The 15,920-nt window shown below is 42.4% G+C and carries 15 protein-coding genes and 4 tRNA genes; 1 reads left to right on the top strand and 18 read right to left on the bottom strand.

Annotation, left to right across the window (positions count from 1 at the left end):
- Positions 1–72 precede the first annotated feature (72 nt).
- From FTV43_RS03820 to FTV43_RS03735, 18 genes are all read right to left on the bottom strand, one after another.
- Positions 73–147: transfer RNA gene (locus tag FTV43_RS03820), tRNA-Thr, on the bottom strand.
- A gap of 14 nt (positions 148–161) precedes the next feature.
- Positions 162–237: transfer RNA gene (locus FTV43_RS03815), tRNA-Gly, on the bottom strand.
- 36 nt (positions 238–273) lie between these two features.
- Positions 274–357 (bottom strand) — tRNA-Tyr (locus tag FTV43_RS03810).
- Between the two features lie 55 nt (positions 358–412).
- Positions 413–488 (bottom strand) — tRNA-Thr (locus tag FTV43_RS03805).
- A gap of 98 nt (positions 489–586) precedes the next feature.
- A complete protein-coding gene (trpE, locus tag FTV43_RS03800; RefSeq protein ID WP_104852931.1) occupies positions 587–2,080 on the bottom strand; it encodes an anthranilate synthase component I in 1,494 nt (497 codons plus the stop codon).
- A 160-nt stretch (positions 2,081–2,240) separates the two neighbouring features.
- Entirely contained in the window at positions 2,241–2,912 is a 672-nt protein-coding gene (locus FTV43_RS03795; RefSeq protein ID WP_179994907.1) for a phosphoglycolate phosphatase, read from the bottom strand.
- A gap of 61 nt (positions 2,913–2,973) precedes the next feature.
- Complete coding sequence (locus FTV43_RS03790) at positions 2,974–3,624, bottom strand: FHA domain-containing protein (protein ID WP_179994906.1); 651 nt, start codon at positions 3,622–3,624, stop codon at positions 2,974–2,976.
- 69 nt (positions 3,625–3,693) lie between these two features.
- Positions 3,694–5,949 carry a type II secretion system secretin GspD gene (gene gspD, locus FTV43_RS03785; protein ID WP_179994905.1) on the bottom strand — a complete coding sequence of 752 codons (2,256 nt, stop codon included), beginning with the start codon at positions 5,947–5,949 and terminating at the stop codon, positions 3,694–3,696.
- Between the two features lie 59 nt (positions 5,950–6,008).
- Positions 6,009–6,848, bottom strand: a complete 840-nt coding sequence (locus tag FTV43_RS03780) for a type II secretion system protein N (protein ID WP_179994904.1) — start codon at positions 6,846–6,848, stop codon at positions 6,009–6,011.
- Positions 6,848–7,588 carry a type II secretion system protein N gene (gene gspN, locus FTV43_RS03775; protein ID WP_096901906.1) on the bottom strand — a complete coding sequence of 247 codons (741 nt, stop codon included), beginning with the start codon at positions 7,586–7,588 and terminating at the stop codon, positions 6,848–6,850. Before gspN ends, FTV43_RS03780 begins: the two co-directional genes overlap by 1 nt.
- 162 nt (positions 7,589–7,750) lie before the next feature.
- Entirely contained in the window at positions 7,751–8,077 is a 327-nt protein-coding gene (locus FTV43_RS03770; protein ID WP_070155499.1) for an H-NS family nucleoid-associated regulatory protein, read from the bottom strand.
- Positions 8,078–8,222: 145 nt separating this feature from the next.
- A complete protein-coding gene (locus FTV43_RS03765) occupies positions 8,223–8,654 on the bottom strand; it encodes a thioesterase family protein (RefSeq protein ID WP_004975749.1) in 432 nt (143 codons plus the stop codon).
- 9 nt (positions 8,655–8,663) lie between these two features.
- Positions 8,664–9,857, bottom strand: coding sequence for a heme biosynthesis protein HemY (locus FTV43_RS03760; protein WP_179994903.1), 1,194 nt, complete (start codon positions 9,855–9,857; stop codon positions 8,664–8,666).
- Positions 9,858–10,694, bottom strand: a complete 837-nt coding sequence (locus tag FTV43_RS03755) for a hypothetical protein (protein ID WP_104852926.1) — start codon at positions 10,692–10,694, stop codon at positions 9,858–9,860. It abuts the gene before it with no gap.
- Complete coding sequence (locus tag FTV43_RS03750; protein ID WP_004975746.1) at positions 10,691–11,470, bottom strand: uroporphyrinogen-III synthase; 780 nt, start codon at positions 11,468–11,470, stop codon at positions 10,691–10,693. Before FTV43_RS03750 ends, FTV43_RS03755 begins: the two co-directional genes overlap by 4 nt.
- Before the next feature lie 21 nt (positions 11,471–11,491).
- The gene (hemC, locus tag FTV43_RS03745; protein WP_096901970.1) at positions 11,492–12,412 is read right to left on the bottom strand and encodes a hydroxymethylbilane synthase; all 921 of its coding nucleotides are present in this window, start codon (positions 12,410–12,412) and stop codon (positions 11,492–11,494) included.
- Between the two features lie 121 nt (positions 12,413–12,533).
- Positions 12,534–13,274 (bottom strand): LytTR family DNA-binding domain-containing protein, encoded by a 741-nt coding sequence (locus tag FTV43_RS03740; RefSeq protein WP_104852924.1) that lies wholly within the window; start codon positions 13,272–13,274, stop codon positions 12,534–12,536.
- 70 nt (positions 13,275–13,344) lie between these two features.
- Positions 13,345–14,499, bottom strand: a complete 1,155-nt coding sequence (locus FTV43_RS03735) for a sensor histidine kinase (protein WP_179994902.1) — start codon at positions 14,497–14,499, stop codon at positions 13,345–13,347.
- Between FTV43_RS03735 and argH the strand changes: the two genes are divergently transcribed.
- The gene (gene argH, locus FTV43_RS03730) at positions 14,490–15,920 is read left to right on the top strand and encodes an argininosuccinate lyase (protein WP_171458207.1); all 1,431 of its coding nucleotides are present in this window, start codon (positions 14,490–14,492) and stop codon (positions 15,918–15,920) included. The two genes, FTV43_RS03735 and argH, sit on opposite strands and share 10 nt — an antisense overlap.

Raw genomic sequence — 15,920 nt, 5'->3', positions numbered from 1 at the left:
CCTAATACTTGAAAAGCAGACTAATAAGCCTGCTTTTTGAAAATCTTGTGCGAATAATCGCTAAACTGTATCTGGAGCTCTTATCGAGATTTGAACTCGAGACCTCTCCCTTACCAAGGGAGTGCTCTACCACTGAGCTATAAGAGCGACAAATCCTTCGATGGAGCGGGAGACGAGGATCGAACTCGCGACATGCAGCTTGGAAGGCTGCCGCTCTACCAACTGAGCTACTCCCGCATCTATGTTGGTAATTACCACTTCTATCGAAGTTAATGGTGGTGGGAGAAGGATTCGAACCTTCGAAGCTTACGCGGCAGAGTTACAGTCTGCTCCCTTTGACCGCTCGGGAATCCCACCATTTTCACACTTACTCAGTGTTCGTTCTTTACTTAACAACTCAAACTCCCTAAGATGGTGCCGGCACACGGATTCGAACTGTGGACCTACTGATTACAAGTCAGTTGCTCTACCAACTGAGCTATGCCGGCGTTTCTTAGTGTTTCGTACGTTTCGTATCGGAACGGTGTGCAGTTTAGCAAAACTTGAAATCCGTGCAAGTGTTTTTTTCAAAAAAAACGCTAAAAACTCATAAAATCAATCCATTTGATGATAATTCAACCGCTTTGATCACTGCGCGAGCTTTTATTTGGGTTTCATTCCATTCAGATTCAGGATTTGAGTCCGCAACTAGACCTGCGCCTGCCTGCACATAGACCTTATTTTGACGAATAACACAGGTACGAATCGCAATCGACATGTCCATTTCGCCATGCCAGCCTAAATAACCAACAGCACCACCAAAAACACCACGTTTTACAGGCTCAACTTCATCAATAATTTCCATGGCACGAATTTTTGGTGCACCCGAAAGTGTCCCTGCAGGGAAAGTTGCCTGAAAAACATCCAAAGCATCGACATCGTCACGCACTTCACCTTGCACATTGGACACAATATGCATGACATGCGAATAACGCTCGATCACCATTTGATCAGTCACTTGTACTTTACCAATTTTGGCGATACGCCCGACATCATTACGCCCCAAGTCAATCAGCATTAAGTGTTCGGCAATTTCTTTTTCATCCGACAACAAATCTTGCTCAAGTGCCAAATCTTCTTCTTTGGTTTTACCGCGCGGGCGTGTACCTGCTAAAGGACGCACAGTGGCAATACCATTTTCCAAACGCGATAAAATTTCAGGTGATGAGCCGACAATATGAAACGGCTGATCATCGCCCAAAGTTTTGCCTTGTACCAAGAATAAGTACGGCGATGGGTTGAGATGGCGCAAAGCACGATAAACCTGTAACGGCTCACCATCAAAATCTGACACCATGCGATGTCCAGGCACCACTTGCATAACATCGCCTGCACGAATGTATTCTTTGACGGTATCAATGGTCGCCAAGAATTTTTCTTTGCCTGTAAGCGATTCAAAATGTGGTGGCGTATGTTTTTCTGCTTTTAGACTAATCGGGGTTGCTAAAATTTCTTCTAGTGCATCGAGTTGTTGTTGTGCCTTGTCATAAGCATCTGCCTGCGCTGCATCGGCATGCACAATTAAGAACAAGGTATCTTTTAAGTTATCAAACACGATGACTGTTTTAGACAACATCATCCAAATATCAGGCAAACCGACTGGATCTGCTGCAGGCACGTTTTTTAAACGCGGTTCGATATAACGCACTGCATCGTAACCAAAATAACCCACCAAACCACCTGTAAAGCTTGGCAATTCAGGCAAGTCAGCTTGCGTAGGCACTTTAAATTGCGCTTGAAAATCGCGGATATACTGAAACGGCTGTGCACAAGTTTGTTTTTCGATTGAACCGTCAGCATGTTGGATGGTGAGTTCACCCGCATTACAGGAGAAAACTGTAGATTCACCCAAACCAATAATTGAATAACGTGCCCAGTTTTCACCACCTTCTACAGACTCAAACAAATAGGCTTGTTGATGCTGCTTCAAACGTGCAAATACCGACAATGGAGTTTCGGTATCGGCCAAACGCTGGCGATATACAGGAATGAGGTTGTAGCCTGCTGCTTTAAGTTGTTCAAATTGAGTCAGAGTGGTCATGTGAAGCTCTCTATATTTCGATGTAGCAATGTTTTCGATAAGACGAAGTGAAGGACGGTTGTAGATTGACTAGCGTCGCCATCGAAATATGGGCATTACAGCCTGACTCATATTGATATCCTTTATAGCAATTAGCGTAAAATTATTTGATTTTTGAATCTTAAATATTTAACAATTCAGTTAAATTATCCACAATTTGTTGCGGCTGACAATTGGCAATCGGCTCACCATGATTATAGCCGTAGCTGACCACAATACAATCAATCCCCGCTCGACGCGCGGCTTCAACATCATTAGAAGAATCACCAATCATCAAGACTTGAGACTTCTCCACTTGATAATGTTCAACACAATGCAGCAATTGACGCGGGTGTGGTTTACGCTCCTCAAAGCGATCTCCACCAATCACATCAGCAAAATAGTGTTGCATCTCTAATGCTTCAACAATGGCACGAGCAGGTAGTTCAGGTTTATTGGTCACACAAACTAAGGTTTTTTGTTGTGCTTTTGCCCAGTCCAAAAATTCAATAATGCCCGGGAATGGTTGTGTGTCGATACACGGATCGGCATTATAAACTTCTAAGAAGGTGTTCAGTAGCTGTTGTTGCTGTTCAGGATGAACTTCGCCCATTAAGTGCGATAAGACACTATTGCAAAATACCGCAGTTCCCTTCCCCACCCAAGTTCGCACTTGTTCCAGTGTTACCAAAGGCAGTTGCAGTGCATTTAAACTCATGTTCATGGCGCGGTATAAATCTGTCGCAGAATCGACCAAAGTGCCATCTAAATCAAATAAAATGACTTGACGTGTATCAAGCTGAGCAATAGACATTCTTCCCCCTAAATGAACAAAGGCATGCGATCGCATGCCTTGATTGTAAAGCAAAGGCTGCTTATTTAAACAATAGCCAAGCCAAAACTGCCAAAACCACCAAGACAATCAGTGAAATCAAGCCAACAGAAGCATTTTTTTGCTGTTCTTTCTCTTGTTCCACACGAGAAACAGGCTGCTCGACAGACACAGGTGTTGGCTCTGCTGGAACTGCATGAATATCCACGCCTTCTGGAATAGGTGCTGGTTTTGGTACTGCCACGCCTTGCGGCATACCATCACGGTTTAATTGCACAGAACTGTCACGTTGATTCAATTCAGGCATTCCCTGCTCGTTCATTTGCTGTGCAGGTGTTTTTTCTGTTTGTGCTGTGACTTTTTCAGCAGTTTCGGCGACATCTGCCGCATGTTCCAATTCAACCGCAGGCGCAAATACTGAAAACTTTAAGCTGGCAAATTGGACGATATCACCTTCTTTAAGTAAGGTTTCATCGGCAATGCGTAAATCATTTACAAAAGTGCCGTTGGAAGAATTTAAATCTTGCACATACAGCGCTTGTTCTTTAAGTAAAAAAGCCGCATGTTTACGTGAAATTTCTGCCGATTGCAGCATCAAATCTGCACTTTGATGACGCCCCACCAACATATCACGGTCGATACTAATTTCTTGGCCAGTAAATTCACCGCTAATTGCTTGTATTTTCCAAGTCATAAATAACTTCTCTCGTGTGATTTGGCGACATCATAACATGCCCTCAACCACAATCTGCGCAGGATACGTTTAAGGTGTAGCGCGAATTGTGGTCGTAGTGACTGTATTTTTAGTTTTGCTGACTTCCTGCTGCGGCAAAACTACGTTTTGGCGCTGTACCGCAGGCTCAATCGCAACAGGGGTGCTCACCACCGTTGCTGTGCGGTTTGCAGACACTGCTGATGGTAAGGTTTGATAAGTTCCTGTTTGCGGCGCAACTCGAGATACAGGCAAACGCTGCTGATAAACATCGCTAACATTCTCAGGCAGTTTAGCAAAGCTACCATCGGCATCCATTGCCAACTGAAGGCTATACAATTGGCTATAACGCTGCTGCGAAATACGGCGAATATCCTGACTATCTCCCACAATGGTTGGGTGAATAAAAATCAATAAATTACGTTTTTGATTAGATTGACCATCGGAACGGAATAAACGTCCCAACCCTGGAATAGCACCCAAACCTGGCACAGCCTGACGACTATAAACCGAGTTATCAGAAATTAAGCCACCTAAGACAATGGTTTGTCCGTGCTCGGCCAAAATAGAAGTTTTAATTGCGCGTTTGCTGGTGACTAAATCCTGCGCCTGACCTTTATTGGCTTTGACATCTGACACTTCTTGTTCAACTTCCAAGCGTAGTGTTCCGCCTTCACCAATATGTGGCACGACTTTTAAAGTAACCCCGACATCTTTACGTTCAATAGTGGTATACGGATTTGCCACACCACCATTGGTAGATAATGAACCTGTTACAAAAGGAACGTTTTCACCAACCACAATATAGGCTTCTTCATTGTCCATGGTCACAATAGATGGCGTAGACAATAAATTGGATTTGGTTTTTTCCTTCAAGGCCTGAATCATCGCACCATATAGCTTGCGTGAACCATCACGACCTTCACGATAATCACCCAACACCAATGACGTACCTGCACCAATCGCACTGCCTGCGCCTGCTGCACCACCAGTTAAATAGCCTGCAGCAACATTTTTTAAACTTGCACCAATATTGTCAAAATTAATTAGACCGATACCGCTGCTTAAATCGCCCAATGCCCACTGCACACCCAATTGGTCGGCATCGGTACCTTCCACTTCTATAATCGCAGCTTCAATCAACACTTGTTGACGACGGGTATCTAGTTGCTGAATGGCCGATTCAATTTCACGCATCAACTGCGGATCGGCTTTGACCACCAAAGCATTTTGCGAGCCATCGGCAATAATACTGACACCATTACCATTAAAACTGGTGATGTTGTTTTGATTGTTGCTATTCGAGCTGCCACCCAAATTAATACTTGGGGTGGAAATAGTCGATGAATTACCTGTGTTGTTATTTGTGCTGCTTAAATTACTAGCACTGTTGTTGTTACTGTTGCTATTTGCATTAGAGCTGCTGCTCACCGCCTGTCCTGAAACCAGACCTTGCAATATTTCTGCTAAATTCTGTGCACTGGCATATTTCAAGCGAAAAACCTTCAAACCACCCAAACGATCTGCCGCAGGCACATCCATCATTTCAATCATTTGACGAATGCGTTTACGTGTTGCGGTATCGCCTTTGATGATAATACGATTGGTACGGTTGTCCGCCACAATACGCACACGCGAACCTTTAACATCTTTCGCAGCCCCTGTCGAACTCATCGACTCAAGCAAGCCAATCACTTCTTCGGCCTGACTGGATTGCAGGCTAATCGCCTCAATATCATTCTGCCCCGTACCATCTAGGTTACGGATAATGCTTTCTAACTGGTAAATATTACTGGCACGATCTGACACGATTAAGGCATTGGTGCCCCCTACCGCTGATAAGTGTGCAAATTGTGGCATAAGCGGACGTAAAGCAGGAATCAGGTCATTGGCATTGGTATTTTCCAGCCATATCACTCGCGTTACAATTTGATCACCACGCGCATTTTGACGACTGTCATAAGGAATGCCTGAGCTTTTAACATTACTGTCAGGTACAAGGCGAATGGTATTTCCTGATGGAATAGCCACCACACCATTCACATTCAACACCCCTAGAAATAGGTCATAGACTTCATTTTTATTCAGGGCTTTGTTGGAAATCACCGTGACATTGCCACGCACACGCGGATCGACTGCAAAGTTCTTGCCTGTAATATCGGCCACTTCATTAATAAATGCAGTTAAGTCCGCATCACGTAAATTAATTTTCCAGGTTTGCGCATGACTTGCAGTACTCACCATTGCAACAAGCGGTGCAGCAGCCAGTAATGCCCAAAATGGACGCTCATGATTCAATAAAGCCATAATCTACTGTGTTTCCTAACCCTAAATATGCCTCTGCATTATTCAACATGCCGATTCATTTAAAAATTTTGTTGTATGGTCATCACCTGATCACCACGTTTTATTTCTAATTTCACCTGACCTTCACGACGCGCTTGTTCTAATAACTGCGCATCGTTTTGCCCTTGCCCGACGTTTTGTCCATTTAAAGACAAAATACGGTCACCTGGCTGTAAACCCAGTTTATTTCTTAAAGCGGCTGGCGTACGTGTGGTCACTTCATAACCATTGCCCGTATTTGCCTCAACACCCATCTCTTTTAAATATTGTTCGCGATCTTCCTGTATACGCTGCACTGCCTGTCCAATGGCATTATTCGGTTGTGCGGACTGCGTAGGTGCAGTTACAGGAGCTTGATTACCACTTGGAATTAAAGGTGCGATAGGTTGATTTAAACCATTTTCAATACCTTTAAACAATACTTCACGCGTCGCGCCACTGCTATGACGTAAAATCACCCGATCCCAGTAGACTTCTGCCAATTGGTACTGACTCAAATCAATCACATCACCCACACGGTAACGCTCTGCCACCTCATTCACTTTAATGACCGCAGAAGAAAACTGACTCGGCTGCCCAACCACCACACCTTGCAAAGTCATATTTAGTTGATCATCGGCAGTGTTGCTGCGCCCAAGTTCTTGAAACAATGCAAAGGAGGTAATATTCGGGATTTGTGGTTGCTGTGAACCCAACTCCACCCGATCAATTTGCATGACTTGGGGCGGCGCAACAACCCACCAAAATAAACTCGCCAGTTTCCAACACAGATACAAAATCAAAAAAGCTAAAAATACTGGCGCAGCACGATCAAACTGCTTCCAGTGCAAATTCCCTAATCGTTCAGAGAGTGTACGCATTAGAAACCTCCTTTTAATAGAGGTTGGCGAGTGCTGATCACATAGGTATCTAAGCCCGCTTTGCCTTCATAAGAGGCGATATTCATCAATAAGCGTTGCGTGAGTTGCACATCTAGCATCAAGCTTTGATCAAGCGCAATATTCAGCATTTTTTGTTCACGTTGATCGCGAATATCAAATAACAGTTTGCCATTTTCATCGGACAAGCTGCCTTTTAACGCGGGGATATTCATACGGTCTTGGCGCTGAGCAAAACGATACAGCAATTCACCACCCGCCCACTGCAGTTGTCCTTTGGCTTTGGTGAAGCCTTGTTGTTTTTTAAAATTCAAATGGATATCTTTGAGTTGAATTGCATTACTTGGCCACTGCCAGTCCACGATACTTTTTAAGGTTTCTGGCGCAACCTGTCCATCTAAAGATTGCACCAAGACGCTACCAAAACGATAGCCAACAATACCTTCGAGTTTAGTATTGCCACTATGCACTTCAACATCTGCAGCGACACGCAATAAAACTAAATCTAAAGGACGTGTATTCCAACTTAAAGAACCACGTAACTGTCCCTTATGCCAATCGGCTTGCCCCTTCCAGATATTGCCACTCACATTATGTAAGGTCTGATTATTTTTATAAAATTTTGAAATTAACCACGCTGCTGGAATTTGTAATAACACAAAAAACAAAAATGCAATGAGGGCGAAAATCCACCACGTGATGTATTTGGGTTTCTTTATCATGCCACCACGACCAACCTTACTAATTTTTCTATGAATGACTTTTTATAACACTCACACATTATGCACACTTTTTCGGCGTCGCCAATTGATACAGATAAAAAAACCAAGCCGTATTGCTTGGTTTTTGAACTCTAAGTCAAATCAATGACAAATTGATGAAGCTTAGATTAGAAAATCTTCAAGTTTTGCGCCTTTTTCTAATTCAGCGACTAACCAGCGTGGTTTTTTACCACGACCAGTCCAAGTATCTGTAGGATTTGTTTTGCTACGATAACGTGGCGCTACTGTTTTACGCGGGCTTTTCTTACGCTTGCTTTCGCCAACTTCCAAAATCTGCTCAATGCTTAAACCCAAATTGTCTGCAATCGCTAAAATTTGATTATAGGCATCTTCAATTGCTTGATCTTTTTTCGTGGCAATTAATGCTTCCGCTTCAGCTTGTAAACGCTTTAACTGTTCTACAGACAAATTGCTAATATCAGGCATCATACTTACTCCAAAAACTATGCTTTTTATATTCAGTTATTAAATTAAGCAGATTCATTCTATTTTTATCAAACCGAAGCGTCAATAAAAAATCTACTACTCTACATATAAATAACAGTCGGACATATTATGAACTGATTATTAAGATTTAATCAAGAATATGCGGTACGGTTTTTTCTATTTTATGAATACCCGCGCGTACATTTTCAGGGATTAAGGTTTTTTGCATATTGACGCGATCTACACATACAATCACCGCATCTGCCTCTGCCACCACCATTTGCTGTGCTTCACTGTGGATTAAATAATGCATACGCATGGCACTATTACGCAATTCTTCTACCCGAACGCCAATTTTTAAAATATCAGGATAAACCACAGGACGTATATATTTGCACTGATTTGAGGCAATCACAGTCAAAACATCTTGCTGTAAAATTTTTAAATGGTCTAAATAATATAAACGCGCACTTTCAATATAACGGTAATAGATCACATTATTGACATGCCCAAAAGCATCCATATCTCCCCATGCAACACGCTGCTCAAAAACAATTGGATAATCTGCTAGTGTTAACACAACTCACCCTTAAATTTTAATTTCGACAAAATTAGAATTATTTTCAAAGATTAAATTTAACTGTTTTAATAATTCAGGCTGATCTTTTAAATTAGATTTAACTCTTAAATAACTCATTAATACGTGTTCAGGATATAAATCCAGTAATTGCTCGGCTTCTGAATAACGCGCTGTTGCTGTAAAAATATGCCATTTGGCAAAACTAAATACAGGTAATGCAGGGTATTTCTGTTCCCACAGATTTATTTGCTGTTCAATTTTGGCATAATCAGGTTGTTGTTTTAACAACTGCTGTTGGAACCATAAATAAAACACTTCCTGATTAAACTGTTCACTCAACATCTGTACCGCAAGACGTTCATGTTGTGCGGCCAAATCAGGCAGACGCGACAATAACTTCAACCACAACACCTGAATGGCATAAGACTGACTGAAAATCTGCTCACTTAAATCACTATAACGCTGCTGCAAAGCCTGTAAATTTTCTGCATCAGCCTGCTCAAATTGGGTTAATAACTCAGTCAGCCACTTTTGCTTGGTGTCTGCATCTAAATGCCCGTATTTGGTCGAACGTAAATAATGCCAAGGATATTGCGTGGCAAATTCGCCCCACAAGGCAATTAAACGTTTTTGATAAGCCGTTTTGACTTTAAATAACCACGGCGATAATTCGTGCTGATTCAAAAACTCTAAATGCGTCAAAGCTTGTTCAGGTTGTTGCTGCGCTAAATAAATTTCAATACGCTGTATTTCTGCCAACTCAAACGCCATGGCACTGCTTTGATTTAAGGCAGCCAACGCTTGCGGATATTGCTGTTGGATGGAGTGCATACGTGCTTCCATCACTCCTTTGAGCAAACCTGACTGGGCAAACACCTGTCGAATAAACTGGTGTTGATCTTCTGCAGCATCTAGCAACCAAATGACCGCCAATTGCTCATATGGATGCAGATTTTTAAAGTTAAATACTGTTTCAACCTTACGCTGTTCACGGCTAAAATAGCGCTTTAACAACAACCATAAAATTTGTAGCGAAACACTGATCGACAAGAAAAAGAACAACAACAACCAAATATTGGTTTGTAATTGCCATTCGCGCCAATACACATAAACATAGCCTGAACCATACCCATAACTCAGTACGCTCAGCAAAGCGACCAGTACAATACTGACCACCACATAGGCGAGTAAAATCTGTTTCATTTATACCGCCCCCAATAAAGCACGTGTTTTTAAACTCGGCGTTGGAACGATATTTAAGTTTTTAATTTTTTCTAATTGCTGAACCAATTGTTGTGCTTTCTGATCAGGCAATTGTTGTAATAACTGAATAATGTCATTCACTTCTTGTTGATATTGCACATATTGACCTTGCATAAAGACTTGTCGAGCCAGCAATAGACGCAATTGCGCTTCTTTTAAAATAATCTGACGCTGCATCAACTGTGTCGCAGGTTGCTTGGCAGATTCAATACTCAGCCATTTTTGCCAAAAAAAACGATCATCGACATCGGCAGGGTTCAGCTCAGGCTGTTGAGCTTGCTGTTTTAATTGTTGATCTAACTGTTGCAACAACTGACTTACTTGTTGATATTGCGCATCACGTGTTGTTATGAATTGTTGAATTTGTTTCTGATCTTGCTGAATGACTTGGTGCAAACTTTGTTTCAAAGCAGGGGCTAAAGCATATTCGTTCAACTCACGATCTAAATTTGCCAGTTTTTCAGTCGCATAGTGAAATTGCTGTTGCTGTAAGGAAAATTCCACCAAATCCAATTGCTGCGCCACCATATCTACTGGTTGAATCGCATCTTCTTGCTGCACAGCGCTGGATACTGCGGGCTGTTCTGGTGCATCTTGGGTATAATTACGGCGCTGCAAAGCCACCAACTGATCATTTAAATTGGCATTGGTTTTTTCTGCAAGATGCAAACTTTGACTGAGTTGCTGTTGTTGCGCTGAAATTTGCATCACATCAAAACTTAATTTGACGATCCAGACCAAAGCGATCAACACCACTATCACAACCAGTTTTTTCATAGTTTTCCTTGCATGCGCATCATTTGCTGCAATATTAATTCTGTTTTTAAATGGGTCAACTTGAATACGTTATATTTTGTATGATGCTGCGTTTGATAATCGAGCAAAATTTTCTCTAAACGATCACCCAATACCCAATAATGACCTTTGTTCAGTAGATCGAAATCCCGCTGAATTAAGCTTAGCCAGTTTAACCAACTGGCTTCACTGCTGATCATCATGATAAATTCTGAAGATTGTATTAAACGTGCGCGTACTGCCTGCATTTTTTCAATAGAACTGGCAGGACACTCCCGCCGATACAATACAAAATTATGGATCTGCATCCCCTGATCAAGCAGTGTTTGCATCATAAATTGCCGTCCGCCCTCGCCACGCCAAAAGGCAATGTGTGTGCCGACTTTCAAATTTTGCAAACACGGCAAACTCAGCATCCCTTCGGAAGTTTCAACCTGCGGGACTTCGCTGTAAAGACCATATCCACGTAAAACTTCTGCTGTTTTCTCACCCACAGCCACCCAACGTATATGCTGCAAATCCTGCAATGATATTTGGCTTCGGGCTAAATATTGCATCCCAATATCGACAGCAGTCGGACTAACCACCACAATAATATGCGTGTGAGGCAACTGGGCATATAAATTAGCCAGTTGCTCCGACCACGGCTGTGCAGAAAGCTGCAACAAGGGCAAATCAATGACCTCAATATGCTGTTGTTGCAAAGCCTGAGTTAAGGCCTCTGCACGATCTTGAGGTCGGGTATTAATGAAGAGCATGGGCTTCTGGTGCAATATGAATTATTGATACAGGGCTTTGAGTAATTCGCCCGCACCCTGTGCCAATAAAGCTTTTGCCAATTCTTCACCTAGCATTTCAGCCTGTTCAGGTGCGCCAAATTGCACAGCTTTAAGAATGGTTTGCCCATCGACACTACCAACACGACCTTCAATCTGCAACTGACCATTCTGCAAAGTTGCGTAGCCTGCAATTGGCACCTGACAACCGCCTTCCAAGTAGGCATTAAAAGCACGTTCGGCACGTACACAGACATTGGTTTCGGCATGCATTAACGGCAAAATTAAATCCAACACCGCCTGATCTTGGCTACGACATTCCAGACCCAAAGCCCCTTGCCCAACGGCAGGTAAGCTCACATCAGGCTGAATGGTATGACGAATACGCTCTGCCAAGCCCAAACGCTTTAATCCTGCACTGGCTAAAATAATCGCGTCATACTGACCATCATCTAGCTTAGACAAGCGCGTACCCACATTGCCACGTAAATCAATAATCTCTAAATCTGGACGTGCTTTTAAAATTTGGCATTTACGGCGCAAGCTTGAGGTTCCAACTTTAGCACCCTGTGGTAAATCTGCAAAACTGGCATAGTGATTCGACACAAAGGCATCGAGTGGGTCTTCACGCTCACAAATGACCGCCAAGCTCAGACCTTCAGGCAATGCCATGGGTACATCTTTCATAGAATGTACGGCTAAATCGGCACGCCCATCCATTAAAGCGGCTTCTAATTCTTTGACAAATAAGCCCTTCCCCCCAATTTTTGCCAATGGGGTATCTAAAATTTTATCGCCCTGTGTGACAAAGGTCACCAACTCAACAGTTAAATCGGCATGCATCGCCTCTAAACGGGCACGAATGTGTTCAGCCTGCCATAACGCAAGCGGGCTTTGTCGAGTTGCAATTTTCAGGGTTTTCATCATAGTGGCTAAGCAAGATAAATAAGTTCATCTAAACTTAACCTGATCCCCTAAAAATGCAAGTCTATTTCTTTGCCGATTTATCAATCTGTGCGTATTCATCTGCGATGAGGCTGATCAATTAGAGTTTTTGGATGCGTTCTCGCAATAAAGGCAAATGTCGTCGACTAACAGCCAAACGCTCATCTAGCTCGCGGCAACGTACCTGATACTGTCCTGAATTGACCACTTCTAGCCCCTCCAAAAACTGAATCGAGACCAAGGCATTTCGGTGAATCCGAATAAACTGATCACCAAATTCGGTTTCTAAATCTTTCAGCGTTTCATCAATCAAGACACTGCCATTTTTATGACGCACCGTGACATATTTCTGATCGGCTAAAAAATAATAGATATTTTCTATAGGCACCAACTCTACACCACGATAAGTTTTCGCAGCAATTTGGTGACGTTTTATTTTTAATTCGTCCATATTTTCTTTTTGTTTTAAATGACTCATCTGCGCTTGCGTGAGTTTTGTTAAATGATCTAAAACCTGTTGCAATTCCTGTTGCATAATAGGTTTTAACAAATAGCCTTCCGCATTGGATTTAAACGCATCAAGTGCGTGTTCATCATAAGCGGTACAAAACACAATGGCTGGCATAGGGTCAAGCTCACGCAAATGTTGAGCGCAACTTAAACCATCCATTCCCGGCATTTGAATATCTAATAATATGACATCCGGCTGATGTTCATCTGCCAGTTCAATCGCCTGTTGCCCATGAGCTGCCGTTGCCACCACATGATGCCCCAATTGAGTGACCAAACGTGATAATCGCTCTCTTGCCAGAGGCTCATCATCACAAATTAGGATGTCCATTTCCCCTCCTTTTCAGTTGAATACTTTATTTTTATCAAGTTAAGAAAAATCAGAACAATCACAAGTTTTTTTATTTATAGCGATATTGCAACACCGTCGTGTACATACCATTCCCCGCATAACTTTGAAAAGCGACACTGCGCCCATAATAAGCCTGTAAACGCTGTTTCACGTTTTGTAGCGCGATACCGTGTCCTTGTCTTAAATTTATTTTATCGCTGACATACGGATTTGTAATGACAATATTGACTTGGTTTTGCAATATTTCGATCAATATACTTATCGTACTCTTTGCTAAAACTTTTTCAACTCCATGAAAAATACTATTTTCTAGCAAGGGTTGTAAAGTTAATAACGGAATTTGTACCTGACTGAGCAGTTGCGGTTGTTCAATTTTCCATTCCACGGTCAGACGCTCGCCTAAACGAATTTGTTCTATGTCTAAATATCGCTGGCAAAGTTCAATCTCATCTTTCAGGCTAACCAGTTTTAATTCTTGCAAACTGGCACGAAATAAACGCGACAAATTGAGCAGCATCTGCTCGGCTTTATCGGGATCAATTGCAATTAGACTGATCACATTATTTAAGCTGTTAAACAAAAAGTGTGGATGAATACGGGCCTGCATAGCATGCACCCGCGCTTGCAATTCGCTATGCCGCTGCTGAATAGCTTGTTCTCGGACATAGATATAACGAAAACAAAACGCACCCAAAATCACACCATAACTCAAATGCAGTCCAATCCCATGCATGAGTTCAGCCAGACTAAACTGCTGTAAATGAAAATTTTGCCCAAAATGCAATAAGGTATTTAAGCTGAGTGTCGTGACCAATACGATGGTTTGCAGCAAGATAAAACTCACCATAAACGATAGCGCCAAGCCCATGCGTAAAAAACGTGCCTGAAAAAATTCAACCAAAGCCGCAAAACACAATACCACCCAGTTGATATACAAAATATATTGCAGCACCCGAGCAAAACTTAAGCCATGCCAGCCTTGTGCTTCAGCCAATGCCAAGACCATTGCCAAAGCATTACTGCCAATAAATAATTCAATTAGATATTGCCAACGCCCTATTTTCGTAAAAAAATACAGCTCATGTTGCTCTGCCTGCGTATCAGCATAAGTTTGATTGGCTTGTTCTTCGGCAAGTGAATCTGAATTTGTTATACTCTTGTCCAAATCACCGCTTTTTACTTTATTGAGCCGATATGACCACATCTTCTAATTCCTCAAATCCGTCACAAGCCCAAACTTCGGGTATGTGGGGCGGTCGTTTCTCTGAAGCGACTGATGCTTTTGTTGCTGAATTTACAGCATCTGTTCAATTTGACCAACGCTTTTATAAACAAGATATTGCTGGCTCAATTGCGCATGCAACGATGCTTGCCAAAGTAGGCGTACTTACGACTGAAGAGCGTGACGATATTATCCAAGGTTTAAATACCATTCAGGCTGAAATTGAAGCAGGTCAATTTGAATGGCGTATTGACCTTGAAGATGTCCACATGAACATCGAATCGCGCCTTACTCAGCGTATTGGCATTACAGGTAAAAAATTACACACTGGTCGTAGCCGTAACGACCAAGTGGCAACCGATATTCGTTTGTATGTCCGTGACGAAATTGATGCCATTTTAGAATTATTAAAAAAATTACAACACGGCATTTTGAGCTTGGCAGCCAAAAACACGCATACCATTATGCCTGGTTTTACCCATTTGCAAACCGCACAGCCTGTGACTTTTGGTCATCACCTTATGGCATGGTTCGAAATGTTGGTACGTGACTCTGAGCGTTTAATTGACTGCCGCAAACGTGTTAATCGTATGCCTTTGGGTTCTGCTGCTTTGGCAGGTACCACTTACCCAATTGACCGTGCTTTTACCGCAGAATTGTTGGGCTTTGAAGCTGTATCTGAAAACTCGTTAGATGCTGTATCAGACCGTGATTTCGGGATTGAGTTTAACGCTGCTGCATCTTTAATTATGATGCACTTGTCGCGCATGTCTGAAGAATTGATTTTGTGGACATCGGCACAGTTTAAATTTGTGAATATTCCCGACCGTTTCTGCACTGGCTCATCTATTATGCCGCAGAAGAAAAACCCAGACGTGCCTGAATTGGTGCGTGGTAAAACAGGTCGTGTTTATGGCGATTTAATGAGTCTATTGACCCTGATGAAAGGTCAACCGCTTGCCTACAACAAAGACAACCAAGAAGACAAAGAACCATTGTTTGATGCAATTGATACTGTACGCGGCTCGCTCATGGCATTTGCCGATATGATTCCTGCTTTGGTGCCAAATATTGCAGAAATGCGTGAAGCTGCATTACGTGGTTTCTCTACAGCAACTGACCTTGCAGATTACTTGGTAAAAAATGGCGTGGCATTCCGCGATGCGCATGAAATTGTAGGTAAAGCCGTAGCATTAGGCGTACAAGAAGGCAAAGATTTGTCTGAGCTTAGCCTAGAACAATTACAGCAATTCTCAGATTTGATTCAAGCCGATGTATTTGAAAAAGCATTGACCCTTGAAGCCTCTGTAAATGCACGTGATCATATTGGCGGTACAGCGCCTGCACAAGTTGCAGCGGCAATTGAACGTGCTCAAACACGTCTTGCTCAACTTTATGCATAA

The organism is Acinetobacter sp. YH16053 (assembly GCF_013417035.1).
Taxonomy (GTDB): domain Bacteria; phylum Pseudomonadota; class Gammaproteobacteria; order Pseudomonadales; family Moraxellaceae; genus Acinetobacter; species Acinetobacter towneri.
The sequence above is the reverse complement of the archived record's forward strand: the minus strand, read 5'-3'. Positions and strand labels throughout refer to the sequence as shown.

Bases quoted from the DNA above. Each gene is read 5' to 3' on its own strand.
- FTV43_RS03740 (WP_104852924.1), bottom strand. From the start codon at position 13,274: ATGGACATCCTAATTTGTGATGATGAGCCTCTGGCAAGAGAGCGATTA.
- FTV43_RS03750 (WP_004975746.1), bottom strand. From the start codon at position 11,470: ATGCTCTTCATTAATACCCGACCTCAAGATCGTGCAGAGGCCTTAACT.
- gspN (WP_096901906.1), bottom strand. From the start codon at position 7,588: ATGATAAAGAAACCCAAATACATCACGTGGTGGATTTTCGCCCTCATT.
- hemC (WP_096901970.1), bottom strand. From the start codon at position 12,412: ATGAAAACCCTGAAAATTGCAACTCGACAAAGCCCGCTTGCGTTATGG.
- FTV43_RS03795 (WP_179994907.1), bottom strand. From the start codon at position 2,912: ATGTCTATTGCTCAGCTTGATACACGTCAAGTCATTTTATTTGATTTA.
- FTV43_RS03755 (WP_104852926.1), bottom strand. From the start codon at position 10,694: ATGAAAAAACTGGTTGTGATAGTGGTGTTGATCGCTTTGGTCTGGATC.
- gspD (WP_179994905.1), bottom strand. From the start codon at position 5,949: ATGGCTTTATTGAATCATGAGCGTCCATTTTGGGCATTACTGGCTGCT.
- FTV43_RS03790 (WP_179994906.1), bottom strand. From the start codon at position 3,624: ATGACTTGGAAAATACAAGCAATTAGCGGTGAATTTACTGGCCAAGAA.
- FTV43_RS03760 (WP_179994903.1), bottom strand. From the start codon at position 9,857: ATGAAACAGATTTTACTCGCCTATGTGGTGGTCAGTATTGTACTGGTC.
- FTV43_RS03770 (WP_070155499.1), bottom strand. From the start codon at position 8,077: ATGATGCCTGATATTAGCAATTTGTCTGTAGAACAGTTAAAGCGTTTA.
- FTV43_RS03780 (WP_179994904.1), bottom strand. From the start codon at position 6,848: ATGCGTACACTCTCTGAACGATTAGGGAATTTGCACTGGAAGCAGTTT.
- FTV43_RS03735 (WP_179994902.1), bottom strand. From the start codon at position 14,499: ATGTGGTCATATCGGCTCAATAAAGTAAAAAGCGGTGATTTGGACAAG.
- trpE (WP_104852931.1), bottom strand. From the start codon at position 2,080: ATGACCACTCTGACTCAATTTGAACAACTTAAAGCAGCAGGCTACAAC.
- argH (WP_171458207.1), top strand. From the start codon at position 14,490: ATGACCACATCTTCTAATTCCTCAAATCCGTCACAAGCCCAAACTTCG.